This is a genomic window from Pseudomonas sp. AM14(2022) (genome assembly GCF_036346455.1).
Lineage (GTDB): Bacteria > Pseudomonadota > Gammaproteobacteria > Pseudomonadales > Pseudomonadaceae > Aquipseudomonas > Aquipseudomonas putida_A.
Window position 1 is genome coordinate 112,690 of sequence record NZ_JAOTNY010000007.1, and the last position, 22,307, is coordinate 134,996.

The 22,307-nt window shown below is 57.3% G+C and carries 20 protein-coding genes; 7 read left to right on the top strand and 13 right to left on the bottom strand.

Features of this window, described 5'->3' with window-relative positions:
- Positions 1-51 precede the first annotated feature (51 nt).
- On the bottom strand, positions 52-1,002 hold the full coding sequence (locus V3W27_RS15750) for a GlxA family transcriptional regulator (RefSeq protein ID WP_330207015.1): 951 nt from the start codon (positions 1,000-1,002) through the stop codon (positions 52-54).
- 220 nt (positions 1,003-1,222) lie between these two features.
- Here V3W27_RS15750 and V3W27_RS15755 point away from each other — a divergent pair, with 220 nt between their 5' ends.
- Positions 1,223-1,945: a pirin family protein gene (locus tag V3W27_RS15755; protein WP_330207016.1), complete on the top strand. Its 723-nt coding sequence runs from the start codon at positions 1,223-1,225 to the stop codon at positions 1,943-1,945.
- A 52-nt stretch (positions 1,946-1,997) separates the two neighbouring features.
- Here V3W27_RS15755 and V3W27_RS15760 read toward each other — a convergent pair whose 3' ends face one another.
- Positions 1,998-2,486: a hypothetical protein gene (locus V3W27_RS15760; RefSeq protein WP_247269509.1), complete on the bottom strand. Its 489-nt coding sequence runs from the start codon at positions 2,484-2,486 to the stop codon at positions 1,998-2,000.
- Positions 2,487-2,657: 171 nt separating this feature from the next.
- The gene (locus V3W27_RS15765; protein WP_330207017.1) at positions 2,658-3,533 is read right to left on the bottom strand and encodes a LysR family transcriptional regulator; all 876 of its coding nucleotides are present in this window, start codon (positions 3,531-3,533) and stop codon (positions 2,658-2,660) included.
- Between the two features lie 111 nt (positions 3,534-3,644).
- Here V3W27_RS15765 and V3W27_RS15770 point away from each other — a divergent pair, with 111 nt between their 5' ends.
- The 3 genes from V3W27_RS15770 (at position 3,645) to V3W27_RS15780 (ending at position 6,949) form a co-directional block, all read left to right on the top strand.
- Positions 3,645-4,835: a YbfB/YjiJ family MFS transporter gene (locus V3W27_RS15770; protein ID WP_330207018.1), complete on the top strand. Its 1,191-nt coding sequence runs from the start codon at positions 3,645-3,647 to the stop codon at positions 4,833-4,835.
- Positions 4,836-4,896: 61 nt separating this feature from the next.
- The gene (locus V3W27_RS15775) at positions 4,897-5,895 is read left to right on the top strand and encodes an NAD(P)H-quinone oxidoreductase (protein WP_330207019.1); all 999 of its coding nucleotides are present in this window, start codon (positions 4,897-4,899) and stop codon (positions 5,893-5,895) included.
- 109 nt (positions 5,896-6,004) lie between these two features.
- Positions 6,005-6,949 (top strand): alpha/beta hydrolase, encoded by a 945-nt coding sequence (locus tag V3W27_RS15780; protein WP_330207020.1) that lies wholly within the window; start codon positions 6,005-6,007, stop codon positions 6,947-6,949.
- Here the strand turns inward: V3W27_RS15780 and V3W27_RS15785 are convergent.
- Positions 6,946-8,757 (bottom strand): ABC transporter ATP-binding protein, encoded by a 1,812-nt coding sequence (locus V3W27_RS15785; protein ID WP_330207021.1) that lies wholly within the window; start codon positions 8,755-8,757, stop codon positions 6,946-6,948. The genes V3W27_RS15780 and V3W27_RS15785 overlap by 4 nt on opposite strands.
- Before the next feature lie 202 nt (positions 8,758-8,959).
- On the opposite strand from V3W27_RS15785, the gene V3W27_RS15790 reads away from it, so the two are divergent.
- A complete protein-coding gene (locus tag V3W27_RS15790; protein WP_103367630.1) occupies positions 8,960-9,373 on the top strand; it encodes a VOC family protein in 414 nt (137 codons plus the stop codon).
- Between the two features lie 57 nt (positions 9,374-9,430).
- Here the strand turns inward: V3W27_RS15790 and V3W27_RS15795 are convergent, their stop codons facing one another.
- The 5 genes from V3W27_RS15795 to V3W27_RS15815 all read right to left on the bottom strand — a co-directional run bounded on the left by V3W27_RS15795 (position 9,431) and on the right by V3W27_RS15815 (position 14,816).
- On the bottom strand, positions 9,431-9,760 hold the full coding sequence (locus tag V3W27_RS15795; RefSeq protein WP_007961262.1) for a hypothetical protein: 330 nt from the start codon (positions 9,758-9,760) through the stop codon (positions 9,431-9,433).
- 106 nt (positions 9,761-9,866) lie between these two features.
- Positions 9,867-10,895, bottom strand: a complete 1,029-nt coding sequence (gene rtcA / locus V3W27_RS15800) for an RNA 3'-terminal phosphate cyclase (protein ID WP_330207022.1) — start codon at positions 10,893-10,895, stop codon at positions 9,867-9,869.
- An 8-nt stretch (positions 10,896-10,903) separates the two neighbouring features.
- On the bottom strand, positions 10,904-11,692 hold the full coding sequence (locus V3W27_RS15805) for a nucleotidyltransferase domain-containing protein (RefSeq protein ID WP_330207023.1): 789 nt from the start codon (positions 11,690-11,692) through the stop codon (positions 10,904-10,906).
- Between the two features lie 14 nt (positions 11,693-11,706).
- Entirely contained in the window at positions 11,707-12,933 is a 1,227-nt protein-coding gene (locus V3W27_RS15810) for an RtcB family protein (RefSeq protein WP_330207024.1), read from the bottom strand.
- 335 nt (positions 12,934-13,268) lie between these two features.
- On the bottom strand, positions 13,269-14,816 hold the full coding sequence (locus V3W27_RS15815) for an RNA-binding protein (RefSeq protein WP_330207025.1): 1,548 nt from the start codon (positions 14,814-14,816) through the stop codon (positions 13,269-13,271).
- Between the two features lie 204 nt (positions 14,817-15,020).
- Here V3W27_RS15815 and rtcR point away from each other — a divergent pair, with 204 nt between their 5' ends.
- Together rtcR and V3W27_RS15825 are read left to right on the top strand one after the other, a co-directional pair.
- A complete protein-coding gene (rtcR, locus tag V3W27_RS15820) occupies positions 15,021-16,628 on the top strand; it encodes an RNA repair transcriptional activator RtcR (RefSeq protein WP_330207026.1) in 1,608 nt (535 codons plus the stop codon).
- Positions 16,629-16,979: 351 nt separating this feature from the next.
- Positions 16,980-17,240 (top strand): hypothetical protein, encoded by a 261-nt coding sequence (locus V3W27_RS15825; protein WP_027611570.1) that lies wholly within the window; start codon positions 16,980-16,982, stop codon positions 17,238-17,240.
- A gap of 30 nt (positions 17,241-17,270) precedes the next feature.
- Here V3W27_RS15825 and V3W27_RS15830 read toward each other — a convergent pair whose 3' ends face one another.
- From V3W27_RS15830 to V3W27_RS15845, 4 genes are all read right to left on the bottom strand, one after another.
- On the bottom strand, positions 17,271-17,693 hold the full coding sequence (locus V3W27_RS15830; protein ID WP_097088693.1) for an RDD family protein: 423 nt from the start codon (positions 17,691-17,693) through the stop codon (positions 17,271-17,273).
- A gap of 99 nt (positions 17,694-17,792) precedes the next feature.
- Positions 17,793-18,137 carry a hypothetical protein gene (locus V3W27_RS15835; RefSeq protein ID WP_150369119.1) on the bottom strand — a complete coding sequence of 115 codons (345 nt, stop codon included), beginning with the start codon at positions 18,135-18,137 and terminating at the stop codon, positions 17,793-17,795.
- 96 nt (positions 18,138-18,233) lie between these two features.
- The gene (locus V3W27_RS15840; protein WP_330207027.1) at positions 18,234-18,896 is read right to left on the bottom strand and encodes a DUF2625 family protein; all 663 of its coding nucleotides are present in this window, start codon (positions 18,894-18,896) and stop codon (positions 18,234-18,236) included.
- 879 nt (positions 18,897-19,775) lie between these two features.
- Positions 19,776-22,268 (bottom strand): nuclease-related domain-containing DEAD/DEAH box helicase, encoded by a 2,493-nt coding sequence (locus V3W27_RS15845; RefSeq protein ID WP_330207028.1) that lies wholly within the window; start codon positions 22,266-22,268, stop codon positions 19,776-19,778.
- Positions 22,269-22,307: the final 39 nt, after the last annotated feature.

Here is a 22,307-nt window from a genome sequence, read left to right on the forward strand (position 1 = left end):
CACACAGGGCGCAGCACGGACATCCGGGTGCGCACAACGGACAGAACCGCTCTAGCTGAACTGTTCGCGGTATTGCACAGGCGTAAGGCCAAGTTTTTCCGCGAACAACAGACGCATGTGCCGAACGCTGCCAAAACCACTCTTGTAGGCCACGGTTTTCAAAGGCAGGTCAGTGGTTTCCAAAAGATTTCGTGCGCAGTCGATACGCGCACTTTGCAGGAACTCCATCGGCGTCATATTGATGTCGCGGACAAACGTCCGCGCGAAGTGCCGTGCACTCATGTTGGCCAATCCTGCCATGCGCTCGACACTGAACACTTCGTCGAGATGGTCCAGGACGTAATTCTGTACTCGGGTGATCGGTGTTTCCTGAGGCGCCACCGCCGCCATCAAGGGGCTGAACTGCGCCTGTCCACCTTGACGTTTCATCACGACAAGCAGCACTTTGGCGACGTCCTGGGCCAACTTCTTGCCGTGATCCTGCGCCACCAGCGCCAGCGCCAGGTCGATGCCGGCCGTGACCCCGCCAGAGGTGATCAGATTGCGATCCTCAATGAAAATCTGGTCGGTGGCGACGCTCGCCTTTGGAAATGCCTTGATCAGGCGTTCGGTGTAGTTCCAATGAGTGGTCACCCGATAGCCGTCGAGCAACCCGGCATGGCCGAGCACGAAGGCGCCAGTGCAGATCGAACCATATCGCTCGGTACAGGGCACGGCCGCTTTCAGCCAGGCCAGCAACGCCGGGTGTTTTTCGTTGTAAGCCCCCGGCCCTCCTGGCACCAGCAGCAAATCGTAGCGCTCAAGGGCTTGTTCGATATGCCGGTCGGTGTGTACCAGCACACCGTTGGACGCACGCAACGGCCCGCGCTCGGTGCCAAGGGTCGTCAGCTGATAGTGCGACTCCGGTTTCAAATAGCGATTGGCCACCGAAAACACTTCCAGCGGCCCGGCCATGTCGAGCAGCAGAAAGTCGGGGAATAACACCATGGCCACGGTTTTCATGGGGTACACATCACTGATAATGAAAAATGGACGGACAAGACTGGCTGAGCATTATGGCCAACTGCGACACAATCGTCGGAAAAAAATACGTGATCAAGCGCACACAACTGTCAACCAGAAAGGGACAGTATTTCAATTTCCATCTACTTATTACCCCGAAGAGTAAACATTAACCTTCTCCTCACTCGGACGAATTCACGTCCCCACAGGAGATTTCATCATGCTGACTCTTCGCAAAGCCTCCGATCGTGGCCTCGCCAATCATGGCTGGTTGAAGTCGTTCCACACCTTTTCCTTTGCCAGCTACCGCGACCCACGTGAACAGGGTTTTTCCGACCTGCTGGTGATCAACGATGACCGCGTTGCCGCCGGAAAAGGTTTCGGCCAGCACCCGCATCGCGACATGGAGATCTTTTCCTACGTGCTCGAAGGTGCGCTGGAACATAAAGACACGTTGGGCACCGGCTCTGTGATCCGCCCTGGCGACGTACAACTGATGAGTGCCGGCAGCGGCGTGGCGCACAGCGAGTTCAACCATTCGGCCAGCAAGCCCGTGCACTTTTTGCAAATCTGGATTGTGCCGGAGATCAGCGGCGCCAAACCGCGCTATCAGCAGGAGCACTTCAGTGCGCAAAAAAAACGCGGCCGTCTGCAACTGATCATCTCGCCGGACGGCAGCGATGGTTCGCTGACAGTGCGCCAGGATGCGCGGGTTTACGCCGGGTTGTTCGACGGCAAGGAAAGCGCCACCCTGAAACTGTCCACCAACCGTTACGCCTACGTGCATGTCGCTCGCGGCAGTGTTGAACTCAATGGCCAGTTGCTGCAGGAAGGTGACGGCGTGCGGGTTCGCGAGGAACAGGCATTGACCCTGAGCAATGGCGTGGATGCCGAAGTCCTGGTGTTTGACCTGCGTCCGCAAGAGCTGCCGCAAATGCCATGAGGCATGGGTTTCCAAAGCCAACAAAAACGGCCTTCGATTGAAGGCCGTTTTTTTATTTTGGCAACACCGATGATGGCAACTCGGCAGGCTTGGCAGCACCGACATCTTTGCCCGCCTGAACCGCCGCCAAGGTTGTTTGTATCGCTGCATACAGGTTGGCCTGACTGGCGAAATAGCCACCTACGACGATGCTGACCACACCAAACAGATGCACAGCCGTTGCCATCCAGACGTTGGCATTTACGGAACCCGCCTTTTTGAGCGCCTCTTTGGACTCGATGGCAATGCCTTGAATCATCGAGTCGTAGCGTTTATCTCGCTCACACTGGATGCGCTCATTAGCCTTGTCTCGCTCTGCCTGCGAGCAAAGGAACTCTCTGATATCGGCGTGCACTCGCTCTACCCGAGCATCCATCCTTGCCTCGATGGTCTCGATCCTGGCGTTGAATTCTTCACGGCTGATAGCGTTCATGGCTTGTGTGTTACGACCTTTGCTCAATATGTCGGTGGTTTGATATTGCTCGAATTCCCTGGCTTTCAATCCGATCCCCTTCCCTGGGTTAGCGATACCTTCTCTGGCGCACCGATTTCCTGGCGCTGCGAGTTGCATCAACCTTAGGACTGGCGCTCCAAGCCCACAAGCCGGCAGATTCTGCTGTGGATGTAGGGCGTTTCGTCAGACGCTGTAGCTTGTCCAAAACGCTTTGAGCCGTCACTCATTCTCCAGTGCAAACGCCTCGACAATCTGCTCAATCACCGCCCTGACCCGTGCGGTGTGGCGCAAGTCCGAGTGGGTCACCAGCCACACCTCATACGGTTGCGGGCGATTGCGCTCAGGCCAAAGCCTGACCAGGCCATCGCGCTCGCCCATGTACACCGGAATTTCTCCTACGCCCAGGCCAGCCGCAATCGAGCGGCGTACCAACAGACTTGAACTCAGGCTGGCGACAATCCGTCCGCGATGCAGCGGCTCGCAAACCAGCGTCATGTCCTTGTGCGTCTGCAAATACGGCTGGTAGACCACCAGGTCATGGCCTTCGAACGCCGTACCCGGCGGCGGGATGCCATGGGCGTCGATATACGCCTGTGAAGCGAACAATCCCACGGGCCAGCGTGCAATCCGCCGCGCGATCAGATCGGGATTGTCAGGCCGGGTATTGCGCACAGCGATGTCCGCCTCGCGCTTGGCCAGGCTAAGAATCTGCGTGGAGGCGTCCAGTTGCACACGCACGTCCGGGTGCAGCGCGTGCAGGCGACTAATGGCCGGAATCAGAAAGTCGATGGCCAGTGAGTCGGTGGTGCTGACGCGTACGGTGCCGGTCAGACGATCATCCAGGCCCTGAATCTGCCGCTCAAGTTCCAGCGCCGAATGCTCCATTTTTTCCACGCTTTTGAGCGCGGCCTCGCCGACTGCGGTCAATGCGTAGCCGTCGGAGGTGCGCAGGAACAAGGTCGCGCTCAGGGACTTTTCCAGCGCCGTGATCCGTCGCCCGACAGTCGCCTGATCCACCCCCAAAACCCGCGCTGCGCCGCGTAAGGTCGACTCTCTGCATACCGCGAGAAATACCCGCGCATCATCCCAGTTCATGCTGCCCCCAACCGATGCGAATTTGCATCACTATAAAGCCAAATCGCTGCATTACCGCAGCAAAGATAGCCGATATCCTGAGCGCCATAGACCTTCCTCAGGAATGCTGTCATGCGTACATCCACCTCAGCGTTACCGATTTTCTCGGGACTCTGCGCCAGCCTGGTCGGCATTGGTCTGGCGCGTTTTGCCTACACACCGCTTATTCCCTCGCTGATTCAGGCGCAGTGGTTTTCTGCCAACGACGTGGTCTACCTCGGCGCAGCCAATCTGGTCGGCTATCTGATCGGCGCCCTGCTCGGCCGGCCGATAGCGCGGCAACTGGGCAATAAAAACGCCCTGCGACTGATGATGCTGCTGGTCACCGCAGCGTTTTTTGCCTGTGCATTTCCATTGTCGGTGAGCTGGTTCTTTGGCTGGCGGTTGTTGTCGGGGGTTACCGGCGGCGCAATTATGGTGCTGGTGGCGGCGACTGTTCTGCCCCACGTGCCGGCATCCCGCAAAGGGCTGGCCAGCGGTGCGATTTTTCTCGGTATCGGCCTGGGCATCGCCGCCTCCGGAACCATCGTCCCGCCCTTGCTGAATATGGGCCTGCACGCCACCTGGCTGGGGCTGGGCGGATTGTCGTTGTTGCTGACCGCAATAAGCTGGTTTGGCTGGCCTGCTGATCTACCACACCCGACCGCCACTCCCACAGGCGCTGCGGTTGAGCCAACGCCCTCCGCCGTCTATTTGCTGTTCGGCCAATACGCATTCATGGCCGCAGGTCTGGTGCCGGCCATGGTGTTTCTGGTGGATTACGTGGCTCGCGGGCTCGGTGCCGGGGCGCAGATTGGTGCACTGGTTTGGGTGATGTATGGCCTGGGCGCAATTGTCGGCCCGGTAAGTTACGGCTTTCTCGCGGACCGGCTTGGCGCGCGGATGGGCATTCGGCTGGTATTGGTGGTCCAGGCGATTGCGCTGGGATTGCTGGCGGTTTCCGACTCTTTCATGGCGTTGGCCGTGCTGGCAGTGATCATCGGTTCATTCCCGCCCGGCATCGTCCCGCTGGCCTTGGCCCGCGTGCATGAACTGGTGCCGGATCACCATCGCCAGCAAATCGCCTGGAGCCGCGCCACCGTATCGTTTGCCACGTTTCAGGCGCTGGCCGGATTTGCCTTTTCGGCGCTGTTCAATGCCACGGGCGGTCAGCACGCAATGCTCTTCGTGATCGCCGCAGGGGCGATTGTCGTGGCGATTTTGTTGGAGCACGCCCTGAAATGGCTGCCCTCAGCGACTGAACAACGTGTCTGTGAAAATTGAAGGGAATCATTGCCCGCGGGCTGCGCTCCCATCTTCAGAACCTCAAGCAACAGGAATCGACATGACTTTGCCCAACGAAATGACCCGGATCGAAATCACTCAACCCGGTGGCCCCGATGTTCTGCAAGCCAAACGCGTGCCGTTGCCGGTCGCTGCAGCCGGCGAAGTGCTGATCCGCGTGCATGCCGCCGGGATCAACCGCCCCGACGCCCTGCAACGCGCCGGCAAATACCCGATGAAGCCGGGCATGAACCCGATCCCCGGTCTGGAAGTGGCCGGCGAAGTGGTGGCGCTGGGTGCCGGTGTCAGTCAGTTTGCCGTGGGGGACAAGGTCTGCGCGCTGACCAACGGTGGCGGTTACGCCGAATACTGCAACGTCCCGGCCGGACAAACCCTGCCGATCCCCGATGGACTGGATTGGGTGCAGGCCGCCGCTATCCCGGAAACCTTCTTTACCGTGTGGGCTAACCTGTTCGGTCTCGGCGACGCCCAGCGTGGTCGGCGCGTGCTGATCCACGGCGGCAGCAGCGGCATCGGCACCACCGCACTGATGCTGTGCCGCGAATTCGGCATCGAAGCCTTTGCCACCGCCGGCAGCGCCGATAAATGCGCGGCGATCAGCAAACTGGGTGGGCAGCCGATCAATTATCGCGAGCAGGATTTCGCCACAGTCATCGCCGAAAAAACTGCAGGCCAAGGCGTTAACGCGATTCTCGACATCATGGGCGCTTCGTACCTCAACGGTAATGTCAGCGCGCTGGCGATGGATGGCCGGCTGGTGATGCTGGGCTTTCTCGGTGGCGGCAAGGCCAACGACATCGACCTGCTGGCGATCATGGCCAAGCGTGCGGTGATCACTGGCTCATTGCTGCGTGCACGAACCGCTGAGGAAAAGGCCGAAATTGCCGAGCAACTGCGCGAACACGTGTGGCCGGCGCTGGCCGCCGGACGCTGCCTGCCGATCATCGACAAGGTTTATTCGCTGAACGATGCGGCCCAGGCGCATGCGCGCATGGAAGGTGGCGACCACATTGGCAAAATCGTTCTGCGCGTGGGCTGAGCCGCAGCATTTTGTAATCGTTGCGAGTAGACGGTGGTCGAAAAAGTCACGCGCAGACCGAGCCTTCTGGTAAAAAGCCTTCTTTGTCTGCGCTGTGGTGAACCGTTTAATGTTCCTGTCCTTCATGACCCGTTTGCGTCGTCGCCGTCTGGCGTTCGCCTGCATGGCTGCGCTGATCATTGGCGTGCCGACGAGTTGTGCGGTGCTCGAACACACCGAGCGCAAACTGCTGTTTCGCATCGAACCGGGCACGGCCGGCTGGTATCACGGCTTGCCGGGCAGCGTGCAGGAACTCGACTTGCAGCCCAAGAGCTTCAAGGCCGGGCAGAATATTCATGCCTGGTGGTGGCCCGCAGAACGACCGAACGCTCCGGCGATTCTCTATCTGCATGGCGTGCGCTGGAACCTCACCGGACAGCTGTTCCGCATTGAGCAGTTGCGCGCGGCCGGCTACTCGGTATTGGCCATCGACTACCGTGGTTTCGGCCAGAGCAAGGGCGATCTGCCTTCGGAAAGCAGCGTATACGAAGATGCCCGTGTGGCATGGGAACGCTTCAAACTGCTGCAGCCCGACCCGAGCAAGCGCCTGATCTACGGTCACTCTCTGGGCGGCGCCGTGGCCATTGATCTGGCGGCCGAACTCGGCCAGGGCGCCGCACGGGACAAGTCACCGCTGCCGGTCAAAGGTCTGGTGATCGAATCGACCTTCACCTCCCTCGCCGACGTGGCTGCCGCCGTGGCCAACACCTCGCTACCAGTGCGCTGGTTGCTGTCACAGAAATTCGACTCCATCGACAAGATCGCCGAGATTCACATGCCATTGCTGGTGGTACACGGCATGGCCGACGCATTCGTGCCGCCACGTTTCAGCGAGCAACTGTTCAACGCCGCTCAACAACCGAAACGATTGCTGCTGGTGCCGGGTGCCACCCATAACAACAGCATGGCGCTGGGCGGGCAGAATTATCGCAAGGCGCTCGATGCGCTGATGCAGTCCAAACCCGCGCCGCGCGTGGCCGGCCCCGCACTGGTGCGCAGCGCGCAGAACTCCTAGCGATAGCCGCGCGCCTGCAGATCGAACAGTCTGGCGTAGTGTCCGTTGGCGGCGATCAGGCTATCGTGATCGCCCTGCTCCAGTATCCGTCCAGCCTCCAGCACCATGATCTGATCGGCGTTGCGCACACTGGAAAAGCGGTGGGAGATCAGCAGGGTCATGCGCCCTTCGGTGTGCTGGCTGAAATGCTCGAACACTGCCGCTTCCGCTGCCGGATCCAGCGCCGAGGTCGGTTCGTCGAGAATCAGGATGTCGGCATCGCGGCGCATGTACGCCCGGGACAAGGCAATCTTCTGCCATTGCCCACCGGACAACTCCTGACCGCCGGCGAACCATCGGCCTAGTTGCGTTGCATAGCCACGGTCGAGGTTTTCAATGAACGGCGCGGCCATGCCTTCGGCCGCTGCGGCCTGCCAGCGCGATTCATCGTTGAACGCCGAGGTATCGCCCACGCCGATGTTTTCGCCCACGGTGAACTGGTAGCGAATGTAGTCCTGAAAAATCACCCCGATACGCCGCCGCAAGGTGTTCTCTTCCCAATCCTGCAAATCACTGCCATCGAGCAGAATGCGCCCCTGATCGGGCCGATACAGGCGCGTCAGCAATTTGATCAGCGTGGTTTTGCCTGAGCCGTTCTCTCCCACCAGCGCCACACTCTTGCCCGGCACCAGGTGCAGGTCAATGCCTTCCAGCGCCGCACGGTGGGCGCCCGGATACCGAAAACCGACGTTTTCAAAGCGCAGGCCATCGCCCGGTTGCGCGCCGACGGTGAGATGGCCGCAATCGGCGAGCACCGGTTCGGCCAGATATTCATACAAGTTGGACAGATACAGACCGTCTTCGTACAGGCCACTGATCGCGCTCAGACTGCTGCTGACCGCACTCTGCCCCTGCTTGAACAACACCAGATACATGGTCATCTGACCAAGACTGATATTGCCGTGCACGGCATCGATCACCACCCAGGCATAAGCCAGATAGAACGCCCCGGTGCCGAGCAAGCCGAGACCGAAACCCCAGCCATCACGACGCAATGTCAGGCGCCGATCCTCGGCGTAGAGCTTGGCAAAGGTGTCCCGATAACGCTGCAACAGCAACGGCGCAAAGCCGAACAGCTTGACCTCTTTGATATAGGCCTCATGGGACAGCAAGGTTTCGATGTAATTTTGCTGCCGACTCTCCGGGGCACGGCGGGTGAACAAGCGGAAAGCGTCGCCGGAGAAATGCGCCTCGGCAAAGAACACCGGCAACGCGCCGATCACCAGCAACAGCAGTGCCCACGGCGAAAAATGCATCAGCAGCACACCGAAGCTGATCAGCATGATCAGGTTCTGGATCAGCCCCAGCGACTTCATCACCAACGCCAGCGGCCGGGTCGAGGCTTCGCGGCGCACGCGCACCAGCTTGTCGTAGAACTCGGAGTTCTCGAACTGCACCAGCGACAGGGTCTGCGCCTTTTCCAGAATCAGCGTGTTGACCTTCTGCCCCAACTGCACCCGCAACAACGACTGCTGCACCGAGAGCGCCCGTTGCGTACCGGACAACAACGCCAGCACGCCCGCCTCCATCAGCACATAACGCAACACCGGCCACAGCGGTGCATCGCCCTTTTGCGCGTGCAACTGCATCGCCGTCACCACCGCATCGACAATGCGCTGACCCAGCCATGCGGCCAGCGCCGGCAGAACGCCGGCAATCAGGGTCGCCAGCACCAACCCCAAAAACAACCCGCGTGAAGTCGCCCAGACCAACAGCAAGGCGCGCCGGGCCTGATCGAACAGGGCGTTGAAGCGGGAAATCAAAGGCATGGCAGAACAAGCTCGATAGGTCGTACAGGGTGTCATGGTACTCCGCAGGTTTTATCCGTGCTGAAGCGCGGCGTTTTCAGAAGAAAAACATCTGGAAAAACTCTGGCCGTTGCGACGTCCAATGCTTTGCTATGGTTTAACCGCCTTTCGCGGAACCTGGCGAACATCGCCTCTCTCCGCGCCTACTGCCAGGAACGCCACCATGCGAATCAATCCCTACCTGATCTTCAACGGCAACTGCCGTGAAGCCTTCACCTTTTATGAGCAAGCGCTGCAAGGAAAACTCGAAGCAATCATGACCTTCGGCGAAACACCCGCCGCCGAACACGTACCGAAAGAGCACCACAACCTGGTCATCCATACCTGCCTGAAGGTTGGCGATCAGATGATCATGGCCTCGGACACCACACCTGATCGCCCGACCGGGGGCATGAGTGGTTGCTCGATTTCACTCAACGTCGACAGCATTGCCGAAGCCGAGCGGGTGTTTAATGCACTGGCCAAGGACGGTCGCGTCGATATGCCGCTGGAAACCACGTTCTGGGCCGCCCGGTTCGGCATGCTGGTCGATCGCTTTGGTGTGTCGTGGATGGTCAATTGCGAGACTGACAAGTGACGTCGACATTTCGTCAGGCATGAAAAAGCCCAACCTCTTCAGGTTGGGCTTTTTGATTTATCGTTGGGCCAGCTCATGCCGCACGCATTGTTCGTAATAGGTCTGCTTGACCGCTGCCGGCTTGAGCTTCGACGTGCTGTTGTAGGTCTGCTCGGTAATCCCCATTGCCGTCATGCGCATCCACGGTTGCTGGAACTTGCGCACCTGCAACTGCTTGCGCGCGCCATACAACGAGATCCCCGAGAGCTTCGACTGCTGCGCCCCGGCGGCGATGTCCGAGCCCCAGGTACAGGCGAACCGGTGACTCTTGCTCAACTCCCTCGCTTCAATGGCCGAAGCGAAAGCAGCCAGGGAAAGCGTTGCAACGGTTATGACAATCGTCCGCATATAGCCAACCTAACCTTTTGAAAAAAGGCGATTTTGCCGGGGAAGCCCAAGCCTGGGGGCCAGCAAATTGCCGCATTCGCGAGATTGATCCGGGCTTGCGACGCGGTCAGCGACCGTTGCGGACCTCAACCCGCAGACGCTCGGGGCCCGCTTCCGAGCATTCGATAGTGACCGGCAAGAAGCGCTCGATCACCGCGATGTTGCTGTGCAGATGCTCGGTCATTCTTGGGGTAGTGAATGATCCGCCACCGGCCAGCGCCATCGGCAGCAGCAACTGGTCGGCGAGGTGTTCCGCCACCGCAGCGTCACTGCGTAACCAGTCTGTCGCTTGATTGATTGCGCTATCAGCGACCTTCTCCGCCCGTAACAACACCTGGCCAAAGGCACTGAAGACTTCGGTGACCTGCTCGAACACGTACTCCAGTAACAGCACGTTACCGGGGCCACGCGCCGGGTCGAGCGTGATCGGATGCAAAGTTTCCGCTGCCCAGCGCATGCGTTTCGCCACCTGATTCAGTTCACGCTCGGCGACGCTCGGTGCGAGACCGGCCGTCAGCGCCAATGCTTGCTGCGACAGCAGCGCCCCACGCTCACACAGGTCCAGCGGCGTCAGTTGCGACGGCTGCACCGTGACGTCGATCTCACCGCCACCGGCCGGGACAAAGCCGTGACGCAGCAGATCCAGCTCAATGCCGGCACCCATGCGCCGCATCAACGGCAACCAGCTGCGCGTAAGGAAATCGACAGGCGGCGCCAACGGATTATGCGTACCGCCGCTGATCCGTACGCGACTTGTGCCCGGCGCCTGCAACAGCGCCGGCAGCAATGTCTGCAACACCAACGTGCAACTACCGGCCGTGCCGATCGCAAACCGGTAATCACCCGAACGAATCGCTCCCGGCTCGAAGCGCAACTCCTGCGAGCCCAGTTCCGCTCCCGCGATCCGTGCGCCGCAGACTTCGGCGGCCGCCATCACTGCCGTCAAATGCTGGCGTAACAATCCCGGCCGACTGCGGCGGGCACGAATCTGTTTAATGCGAAACGCCTGGCCCGTCACCATCGACAGGCTCAGCGCGGTGCGCAACACCTGACCGCCGCCAATCGCGCCGTCCAGTTCAATCACTTGCGGTTCCATTTCAATCCTTACGCATACAACCCGACGATGTCCCTGAGGTAGTCATCCAGTCGTCGCGAGTCCTCCTGAGTTCTGAGTAATGTGGGCACATCGCGTTCGAGTTCGGCAGTGATGAACCTGTGCAGCGCCGGACGACGCGGGCCGTAGGCGCGCTCGTCGGCATTGCGTTTAACTGCCAGCAGTTCGTCGACTTCAGCCAGCAGTGCGCGGTCGTCGACCGTGGTCAGCAGGTCGGCGAAGGTCATCGGTGGACGCCCACGCCCCTGATCGATCCAGCGCACCGCCAGCAACGGCCGCAGCACGTAGAAGTACTTCTTGAACCGTACGCTGTCGCCTTGCAGGTACTGGCGAAAGTTGTTTTTCGCCATCGACAGATAGTGGTTGCGGGCTGCCGGCGGGCTGTAGAACGCTTCGGCCAGCTCACGCAGTTGCGCAACCTGTGCGCTTTCGCTGCGGTACACCAATGGCGAGTCGAGCCACTCCAGCAACGTCGGATTGGACTTGCGCAACAACCCGAGGGTCTTGCGCAGTTCCCAGCCGCTGACGTCCAGCTCATCGTCCAATGGCCGCTCGATCACCGCGCGCGGCGTGTCGACCTGAACGAACCACTGCGGTTTTTCCACGTACACGAACCGTACGTCGTAGTCGCTGTCGGTCGAGGCAAAGCCCCAGGCCCGACTGCCGGACTCACAGGCGTACAACACCGTGACATTGCGCTCACGCTCTATACGCGCCAACTCTTCCAGTACCCGCGCACGCATCGTGGCGCACAGCGGGTGGCGTTCTGCAAATTCCATGACTGCTGATCCTTTTATCCTTTGACGCACACCACTTGCCGCAGGGTGTGCAGCACTTCCACCAACTCGCGCTGGGCGTGCATGACTTTGTCGATGTCCTTGTAGGCCATCGGAATTTCGTCGATCACCGCTTCGTCCTTGCGGCACTCGACATGCGCCGTGGCGCGGATCTGGTCTTCGACGGTGAATGTATTCTTTGCCTTCGTTCGGCTCATGGTGCGGCCGGCGCCGTGGCTGCAGGAGCTGAACGACTCTTCGTTGCCCAGGCCGCGCACAATGAAACTCTTGGCGCCCATCGAACCCGGAATGATCCCGAGTTCACCTTTCTTCGCCGACACCGCGCCTTTGCGGGTGACCAGGATTTCTTCGCCGAAATGCCGCTCTTTCTGCACATAGTTGTGGTGGCAGTTGACCGCTTCCAGCGCCACCTCGAACGGCTTGCGAATGATCTGGCGCGTGGCATGAATCACCGCGCGCATCATCAATTCGCGGTTCTGTCTGGCGAAGTCCTGCGCCCAGCTCACCGCTTCCACGTAATCATCGAAGTGCTGGCTGCCTTCTTCGAAGTACGCCAGGTCACGATCCGGCAAGTTGGCGATGTGTTGCCGCATATCCGCCTGAGCCATCTGAATGAACAGGTTGCCAATGGCATTGCCGACACCGCGAGAACCACTGTGCAACATGAACCAGACCCGGTTGGCTTCGTCCAGGCACACTTCGATGAAGTGGTTGCCACTGCCAAGCGTGCCCAGATGCCCGCGGTTGTTGGTATTGGCCAGTTTCGGGTACTTGTCGGTGATCAGTTTGAAACGTGGCTGAAGCCCCGCCCAAGCCTGATCGGCTTGCTGCGGAATCTCGTCCCATGCGCCCTTGTCGCGCCGAGAACGGTTCGAACTGCGGCCATGGGGCACCGCTTGCTCGATGGCGCTGCGCAGACCTTGCAGGTTGTCCGGCAAGTCGGCTGCGGTCAGCGACGTGCGTGCGGCGATCATGCCGCAACCGATGTCCACACCGACGGCTGCAGGGATGATCGCGCCCACCGTCGGAATCACGCTGCCAATGGTCGAGCCCTTGCCCAGATGCACATCCGGCATCACCGCCAGATGCTTGAAGATGAATGGCATCTTTGCCGTGTTCATCAACTGCTCGCGGGCCTCGTTTTCCACCGGGACGCCTTCGGTCCAGAGTTTGATCGGCTTGCCGTTGGCGACTTCGAGCAGTTGGTAAGTGTGTGCTTTCATTTCTCTATTCTTTATTCGTTGGCCGATGATTCGGCGTTGTTCCGTCATGTGCAGCGACAAAAAAACAGACACTGTGGCTCTGCCAGTCGAGCCTCCGTTGCCGGGGCGGGATTCGAACCCGCGTTCCGATGGAGTACCTGTTGCATTCGCTGCCCTCTTTTTCAATAAGGTGGCACGACAAAAGTTGATGACTGTTGCGCGTTGCCGCGCACCGGGGTTAACCGGCCTCAGATGTACAGCCATCAGGCATTCGTGCCGTCACACACGCTGACAAGGGTTTGATGAGACGTCTTGGATGTAGTCCCACCGGCATTCAGCGCCTGTGACAAATCAATTCATTGCATGTTCTCGATCGCTTCGACCCAGTGCTGGGCACCGTAACGACCGCTGGTGAACTGCTCGACCACATCGAACACCGCATCGCTGAAACCGCCGACATTCAGAATGTCGTCGCGGTCGGCTGCCTGCGTTGCATAACCCGGCTGGATATCGATGCACACCAGCCGCGCCTGCGGGTTGATCTGCTTGATTCGTTCCCATTGGCGAATGGTCTCGCTTGCTCCATGGCGCCGCGTGTCGATCCAGGACTCGTTGTCCGATACCAGAATCAACGTATCGACCCTGGCCTTGCTGTCCGCCAGTTTCTTCAATGGCGCCGAGCAGTTGGTGCCGCCGCCAAAGGCCGCGGCCAGTTTCTCCGCATTGCTGATCACGCTGTCCCGTGGGTTGAGCTTGATATCCACCACCTTCACTTCGAACGGCATCACCCGCGCCGCCGGCTGTTTGCGCAACACCGCTGCCGCGACCAGTGCCGCCACATCAATGCAACGCACTGCGGTGGTTGCCCCCTGACGATAACCGGTCGCCGGGCTGCCCATTGAACCCGATACGTCCGGGCAAACCACCACCGCGCCCTCCAGCTTCGGCACGTTGGCCAACGACAACTCAAGTGCATCCTGCAACGCCTCGCGGATCTGCAGCGGTACGTTATCGCCAACCATCCGATAGGCCGCCAGCAACTGGTATGGATAAACCCGCGCCTTGGCCACTTCTTGCGGATCTGCAAGTCGCGCTGCCACGTAATCGACGCAACCCGGAACCTCGAACGCGCCATGCCGCGCCAGGGTGTTGAGGTTGATGCGCAACCCCTGCCAGCCCATGTTGCAGGCCTGCGCAGCCCATTGCTCTTTGCTCAGGGTTTCGTTGCCGAGCAGTTGAAACGGTACCGCGGGGACTTCGCGACTCGCACCGCTGCGAAATGCCAGCAAATCACGGGTCAACTCGGGCAATGCCTGCACATCCACCGGTTTGCCGATCAGCCAGGCGAAGAACGCTTCGCGCCAGGCCTCAGCCGGCTTGGGGTGAACCATCTTCACCACGTCCGCCAGCGATGGCTGGTTGCCAATCGACGCTTGTAGCAGTTGACGTTCGGTCGCGCCGTTCAGCCAGTTCTGCACCAGACGTTTGGGTTGCGAACCAAGGGATTTGCGCCCGGTGGCGCCACTGCGCAGGATCTGCACGTAGTTACGCAACATCTTGCCGCTGTCGATCACTTGTTCAAACACCTCAGGTACCAACGTCGAACGGTTCGCCGTTAACGCCGCGAGCAGCAATGCCGGCATGTCTTTCATGTGGCCCTTTTGGCGAGCGTAGACAGCAGCCTTCGCCACGAAACGGCTGTCGAGTTCAGCCACCAGCTTCAATACTTGATCCAGCTGGCTTTCAGCGCTGGCGTAAAACGTCTGGTTCAGGCAACCGGTGACCGCCAGTTGAGCCAGTTGATGCTTCGGCGTGTAGGCATATGCCGAGGCACCGGAGGCATTCAACGTGTCGCAGGCTGGCAGCTGTTTCGATTGCGTGTTGAAGAGTTTGAAGTTGGCCATCTTGGCGTCTCGCTGTGTTGTCCTGTTCGTTGCGATAGGTATTGCAGCGGCTGTGCCAGCTTTTGAGAGGCGCAAAATTTATTTTTTATCTTATTGATTTATATAGTTTTTTTATTCTTTATCGATTTCTTTGAGCTGAACCGAAGACAAACCCAGTGTGAGAAACCTATCATTTGATATCGTCATTTATCTTTTGAGATAGCCATGCCCAACAAACGCACCGTCGCCATCGGTTTTATCGGCGCCACCCTGGACCGCGTTGGCAAAGGCGCCAATCGCTGGAGCCACTGGCGACCGAGCGTTGGCCTGTGCCAGCAACCGGACGTGTTGATCCATCGTCTGGAACTGATTCACGGTATCGACGCGCGCGACATCAGCCTCGCTGAACGGGTTCGCACCGATATCCAGCAGATCTCGCCGGAAACCGAGGTACACCTGCACCCCATGTCACTGCGCAATCCGTGGGATTTCGAAGAGGTCTACGGCGCGCTGCATGACTTCACGACGGCCTACAGCTTCGATACCGAGCACGAGGACTATCTGGTTCACATCACCACCGGCACCCACGTCGCGCAGATTTGCTGGTTCCTGCTGACCGAAGCACGCTATCTGCCGGCGCGCCTGATCCAGACCTCCCCCGCCCGACGCAAAAGCGAAGATGAACAAGCCACCGGCACTCACGCGCTGATCGACCTCGACCTGTCGCGTTATGACCGCATTGCCTCGCGTTTCGCCAACAAACGCCTCGAGGGCCTGGAGTTCTTGAAGTCCGGCATCGCCACCCGTAACGCGGCGTTCAACCGCTCCATCGAACAGATTGAACGCGTGGCCGTGCGCTCCAAGGCGCCCATGCTGCTGATCGGCCCGACCGGCGCCGGCAAATCGTTTCTCGCCCGACGCATCTATGAACTCAAACGCAGCCGCCATCAAATGCAGGGCCGGTTTGTTGAGGTGAACTGCGCCACCCTGCGGGGCGACGGTGCGATGTCGGCTCTGTTCGGTCACGTCAAAGGCGCATTCACCGGAGCGCAGAACGCCCGCGACGGCCTGCTACGGGCAGCGGACGGCGGCATGTTGTTTCTCGATGAAATCGGTGAGCTGGGCGCGGACGAACAGGCGATGCTGCTCAAGGCTATCGAAGAAAAGCGCTTCTTTCCGCTTGGCTCCGACAAGGAGGTCGACAGCGACTTCCTGATCATCGCCGGCACTCACCGCGATCTGCGCAGCCGCGTTGCCGAAGGCCTGTTCCGCGAGGATCTGTACGCACGCATCAACCTCTGGACATTTGATTTGCCCGGCCTGGCCGGCCGCCGCGAAGACATCGAGCCCAACATCGATTTCGAGCTCGAACGTCACGCTCGCGATCACGGCCAACTGGTGCGCTTCAACCTCGAAGCGCGGCGGCGCTACCTCGCCTTCGCCAGCTCTCGCGAAGCGGCATGGCTGGGCAACTTTCGCGAACTGTCAGCGTCGATTACCCGGATGGCCACGCTGGCGGACAGCGGACGAATTGATGAGGCGCAAGTGCAGGAAGAAATTGATCGACTGCGTTATGCGTGGGGGCTGGCGCAAGCGGACGGCGTGTCGGATGACCTCCCGGGAGACGCCGCTAGCCTCGACCTGTTTGATCGACTGCAATTGAAAGCGGTAATTGACGTATGTCGGCAAGCGGACAGACTGTCGGATGCCGGACGCAGACTGTTCGGCGTATCGCGCCAGGCCAAGGCGCAGCCGAATGATGCAGATCGCTTGAGAAAATACCTGAGCCGCTTCGGGATTGAATGGGCCGACTTGCAAGGCCGCAAAACATAGCGCCCTCGACTGAGGCACACAGCTTGCACGAAAGCAGATGCACTCATAAGCTCGACATTCATTGCCGGCCACCCGAAAAATAATGCCCCATGAGAGCCACTACAACTTGAGCGAGCTTTTTGATTTCCTGGCAGCACTCGTCGCTTACGATGACTTCAGATCAAGGCGGCGCAGTAATCGTGTGTTTTCGCGCCGCTTTGTCGCGGTCATGTTTGTGGTCGGCTTGGTAGAAATCCTTCTACTTTCACATTGGGCCGGGTATCTGTGACTTTACCGCTCGTCCAACGGCCAGCACCTTAGGCCTGTTCATGCCTCCAAAGAGTTACCCACATCGCGCGGAAGACTCAGATCATGAACAAGTCGATTGCAACCCTGACGCTTGCAAGCCTGCTGTTGACTGGCTCGCTCTTCACGCAGACCAGCTCGGCAGCAACACCGACAGCCTCCTCCGGCACAAATCAGGCGCAAAGCTCAGAGTCCAACGAGGAAAAAGCCAATAAAAAAGGCGAAGAAGCGTCAGGCTCAAACTCCGGCGCCGAACCGCAAGAAACGCAGAAGGACGCCGCAACCTCCAGTGACTCGGAGGATATTCAGCAAGATTCGAAACCTTAACACTTGGGCGACTGCCGTCGCCCACTTGACTCACCTGACACGAATCACAATTGTTGACGCAAGCATGTCGCCCAGGCGTTTGCGCGAGCCAAAGAAAATGAAAATCCAGTCGAGGATGTTCAGAAACGGCGTTGTGATATTGCGTATGAACGATTGATACAGATTGCAGTTCAAGTAGCTACGCTCATCAATCACCGACATCCCCAGCAGCTTTTTACCCAGGCTTTGCCCGTTGGGCATTGCGTCGGAAAACAGGTAATACGCCACACCCGTACCAAGAGCCAGGACAGCCACCACATTTGGCGGCAAACCAATAAACTCCGCCAGCCGTCCTACGAAGAGGATCAAAAAGTAGGTGATCAACGTATCGATGATCTGCCCACCCCAGCGACGGCCCAGCCCGGCAAGATTTTTCGGCTTTTGATATTCACTGCTGGTATTGCTGATGTCCATGCGCCTTCGCTCGATCGGAATTTAGATGACTGAGTATCGGCACCCGATCGCCAATATTTAGTGGCGCTTCAGAGGCGAGCGCACTGACAGTACGGTCTATCAAACCCCGCAATACTGCTGCACATGGCTCGGCTCGCTGAAGGTAAAGAAGTAGAAGGAAATTTTTCCGTCCTCTACGTCTCTTAATTCATATCTGATTCTGTCGAGCCCACGATCGATTCGGGTAACGACGAGCTCCATGAATTGAGTCAATCCGCCGCCAAAGCCACTTAGATCAAGCGCACTGACATCCTGAAAATTTATGGTGATGGCGCTTTCTGCTGCGTCATCGAGCGACGACATCGTCAAGGCCAGGTTGTACTTGAAGTCTTGAATTTCGATATTCAGAGAAACGACTGCATTGTGCTGAATCAAAAGCGAGTTCAAGCGAGATAACTTATCCATTTTCTTATGAACCAATGACGGAAAAGATGTAGCCTGCAACATTCGTGTATTTGAGCGAGCATCTTCAGCCCTGGCAGGGAGAGTATCAACCCGACATCAGAGTAACTGCGCAGAACCTTTGCCGAGCTGGCGTGCCAACTCGACATTCATTTCGAACTGTTCGCTGACATCAATCGCCGTACGGCGACTCTCTTCGACTGAGCCTTCCCGAGCCCAGAGAAACGGGAAAAACGAAAAGCACTGATTGGCTTCCAGCGCCTGCAGGTCGCGAATCCAGCCGTTCCAGCGCAAACCGTCGTAGAAGGTCGCGAGCCGATCGCTCAACGCCCAACCCAGAAAGTCGGTGTAAGCAATGTGCAATGGCTCCCACAACAGCGTGTCAGGCGCCCAGTAATACATCGCCCCAACTTCTTCACCCAAACCACCGCCATTGAGAGCAAAAAAACCTCCAGCGGCATCGTCGGCGACCAACATATAAGCATCAGCACGGCCGCCATTCCAATCCAGAAGATTTCGCGGTAATTGCAGATGCCCGGAGCCGAGCACACGTAACCAGCCGTGATCAATCAACAGCCCACCCGTTTCGAAGGCGATCGCACCTAAAGCCGATTTAGTCGTGAGCTGAAGACCTGAAAGAACTCTGTCATTTTCGGCGGAGGGAGGGAGTAACTGATAGTTGAGTACGGCTTCCCCCAGCATTTTTTCAATGATGGGCAGCGCCGGATCCCGCTTGTCTATCAAGTGATCCAAACTTTTCATCCAGCGACCTTTTTTTGCGCGAGCTTTGCGCAGGCACAAAAAAGCCGATCTAAATGATCGGCTTAAGTGTCTGATTTTACTCAGGAATAATGGTCGGGACGGAGTGATTCGAACACTCGACCCCTAGCACCCCATCTCCTTTTTCATACTTCTTGAAAGCTTCCAAAATTTTACTCTGGATTTTTCTAAGCCAGTATTAACTTGAGCTCCAGCGGTGTTCTGCTCTACGAAAGTCCAGGAACGTCCATCAAGAGCCGGCATTTTTGTGGGGGGAAAAGTAGGGGTAGTCCGTTTTATGGCTAAAATCACCATCAGTGAAAGACTGCATGTACGCATTCGTAAGCGTCACCGTTGCGGAACTGTTCGAAAAAGTATGGCAAATGCCCATGGTCAAGTTGGCCCACGACATTGGTGTTTCCGACGTCGCCGTCGCCAAAGCTTGCTGCAAACCCGGCATCCCTCTCCTCGGCTTGGCCGTGGCCCACTGGGGTCAAATCGGAAAAACAACTGCAACGCAAACCCAAACCCAAACTTCCTCAGGTCGAAGGCAATGTCCGATTCCAGGTGCTCGACCGTGACACCTCGCTCGCCACGACTGGCACTGATTTGAACTCACCTATAGTCCGGGGAACGTTTGAAGCCCCCTATCAATTAACCGAGCCTCACGCGCTAATGAGTCAATGGCTAAAGAGCGCAAAAACGTCGAAGCTCATGGACGGCTACCTCGATTAGCCGAGATAACAGAGCCCCCCAACACAGGAGTCGCTAGGCATGCGGTCTAGGACCTCTGACATTGACTCCGAACGACCATAACTCCCCTCACCTACCCCTGGGAGCAGTACTAAATTCTCTATCAGCCACCATCTGCGCATATCCTCATTAATCATTGGCATACCGCTTAGGTACTGGTGCATCTACATCTTCCACGGGCTGATATAGCTTTTTACCAATTCTGACCACATAACCTTTCTGCTTGAAAGTGGCGAAGGCGCTCGCAACAATTGAACGCCACTCTGCTAGCGAAATCTGCTCCAATTCCCTGTAGCGATAGTAAATCTCATCCGCGAGAACATCTACCGACATAGTTGTTTTAGGCAAGCAGACTGCGATCCTGGATTGTGCAAACACGAACGCGGTCGTATACAGGTTTCGTCCGGAAGGTAATTGGACCAAGAGGATATTGCTTCGAACTTTATTTTTATTCGCGCGCATCAGTGCTGCTACTGCTGCCACCTCTAAAGGAAGATGGGGTCGCAACTGTAGAGTCTGATGTGTCGGCAGCCTCGAGGTGATCACTGCATCATACAAAGAAATTTGGTCGATGATATCTTGATCGGGCGGCAACAACCTGCTCTCCACCGTATAGCAAAGTGCACACTTGATTTTCGCAGTATCACTGTGCGGAGTAAGGGAACCGCATGCCTTGCACTCTTCCATAGCCAGAGAATAATGACCACACGATTCAATCTCTCCATTTAACTCGGGCACAACCATGTAAAATTTAGTGAGCGTATCTCCATACCATATAAATATAGGATGAGAGATAGTTCGGGACAGATAATTAACCCATAGTACGAGTTGAGTTTCGTTCGCTTTAAATTCAACCAGCATCGCCCCCCAATCCTCAGCCCACATTACATCCAAGCTCTTCATGCCCAAGGGTCTAATAGAAGTGCAACGCGCCACCATATTCCTAATGCGAAGCGGGACTTGGGCTTTTTTCAAAATCGCTGCACTTTCAGGCTTCCCCTGCAACCGCGATTGAAAATCCAGACGGCCTTTCCACTGACGATTATGAGCATTGTAAATAGCTACAAACTTCGTCGTTGCGCGGGAGTAGGCGCTGAAAAGTTCGGCTGTATCTAATGCTTCAGCGCCCAAAACAATAACAACGGCAGCTTCTAAACCACGAAATTTCGCTATATTTTCAGTAGCTAGTTTCTCAGCTTTCAAAAAATCAAAATACTGCCTATCAATTATCGACCCTGTCAAAACGACGATATTCTCTGAACCAACGCCACCCGCGACTAGTTCAGACTTAATACGTAGAAGCTCCTCACAGGGGGTCAACGTGATGATTTCAAGCGCAGTTTCCGGTTCAGCTACTCGTGGTGAGGACAACTGGATTTTGGGAGGAACTACCTCTGAAAGAATTTCGGTAACTGCTTTCGGCATGCGTAAGATGATCGAAAGCGGAAAAGCAGCTACTCCTAAAATCTCCGTCAAGCCGTCTAAGGTCACGCCGTTGCGCTCGAATTTGAATACTTGAGTTTCGTCGCAGAAAAATGCTTTTGGCTTCCCATCAAACCAACTTACAAGCGTCTTGCACCAAGATTCTGCTAAGGCTTGCGATTCATCTACGACAAGGGCGTCATACTCTCCTAGTAATCCCTTGTTAATAGCGATATCGAGATCTTCTAAACACTTGACCTTATACCACTCCTCCCCCACCGATAAATGATTCAGCGCATTTGCTGCTTGACGGCAGAGACCGTGCCAAGTCATCACTGTGCAGGTTCGATAGCCTTCAAGCTGCGCACGAATATGCTCAGTGAGCCGTGCATTGAATGAGAGGACCAATACCCGCTTGCCCTCCACCGAGAGTTTCCTCGCAGCCTCGATAGCTATCAAGGTTTTCCCAGTACCTGGCCAGCCCGTGATCAGTGAGTCCTTGTTCCTCAGCACAGAACGGACGACCAAACTTTGCTCGCTTGTTAACTGAAGCCAAACTTTATTGTCATAGCGAATTCGACTCGCCCACCGAGGCTGACCATCAATTTTTGGCGCAAGGTAGTCGATCAGCTCTTGGGTTCTGGAAGGACCCAAATCAGAATTTCGAAGTGCTCTCTTCCAATACTTCATGAGGTCTATGATTTTCTGAGCGACGTCAGGGTACGCCTCAAAATCTATATAGAGCGACTGAGGCGGATTGGATTGGGTATCGTACATTCCTGGGATATTAGATCGATCAAAATCCGAATCAGGAAAAATAAACCCGTATCCGATTTTCAGGCCTAGTGCCGGGTCAGCACCAAGCCACGACGCGAATCCATGGACATTTTTTTTGGTTTGACTGAGCGGGTCTATCTTGTAGCCATTGCGGACATGTACAAAGAAAGAATTCTCGATTCGATAAACACCACTCTTAACCTCAAGGGCTAAGACCCCATCTTCTGGATGGACTATCAGAAAATCAATCTCTCCTGTCGGCCTCGCTCGTTTGTCGAGCTTGCTTACTGCGGAGCACAACCATGGCAGGCTATGGATTACGGTGTATTCGTCAGGTAGCTGGGATTTGAGGACTGAGTACAGGTGACGCTCACCGTAGCTTTCAGTGTGGTGTGGTCCATGCTCCGGAATCATCCTTGCCATCTACAACGCTCGCTTTTTCTAATCTATGACACTTGGACG